This is a genomic window from Pseudovibrio sp. Ad13 (genome assembly GCF_001623225.1).
In the GTDB taxonomy this organism is placed as follows: domain Bacteria; phylum Pseudomonadota; class Alphaproteobacteria; order Rhizobiales; family Stappiaceae; genus Pseudovibrio.
On sequence record NZ_LMCC01000032.1, the window covers coordinates 1 to 550 of the forward strand.

At 50.4% G+C, this 550-nt stretch carries 1 pseudogene; it reads right to left on the reverse strand.

Annotated elements, in window-relative coordinates:
* A pseudogene (locus tag PsAD13_RS25395) lies at nt 1-419 on the reverse strand (hypothetical protein); the annotation flags it as partial.
* Nucleotides 420-550: the final 131 nt, after the last annotated feature.

Here is a 550-nt window from a genome sequence, read left to right on the forward strand (position 1 = left end):
CCGCCATCGGCAATGTTCAAATCACCCGTTCCAGCATTGCCAACCTTGAACTCCCCAGTGGCCTGCCATTGGGATCCCGCTCCGCTCACCGTTACGGTGCCGTGAGAACCAGAGTTTACGCCGATTATTCCATCGGTATTGGTGACTTCACCGTCATTTTGAATGGTAAGTTTGGCATCGGAACCGGTTGTCACCCCGATATTCAAGGGGCCACCCACATCCCAAGGACCAGGATGGTCCGAAACGCTTGCATCACTATCGATCGTCACCGATGAAGACCCATCGATATCCTCTGCCCGAGCAGACCTGCTGGTGACTGCCAGGTCCAGGGCAATGAGTGCAATCACGGGGACACGCAACGCAGAAACAACAGCTTTTTGCTTTCGTCTTGTCTGTGAACCAAAACTATTCTGGAACATTCAATTCCTCGGATTTTAAGTATTTGTAATGTGGTCGTTGGACTGCGAAAATCAGAGAACTTCAATCTTCAGTATTGAAGGAATGGTCCATATTTGGCCCTGAATACAGCATGCCGAGAGGTGAGAAAGTG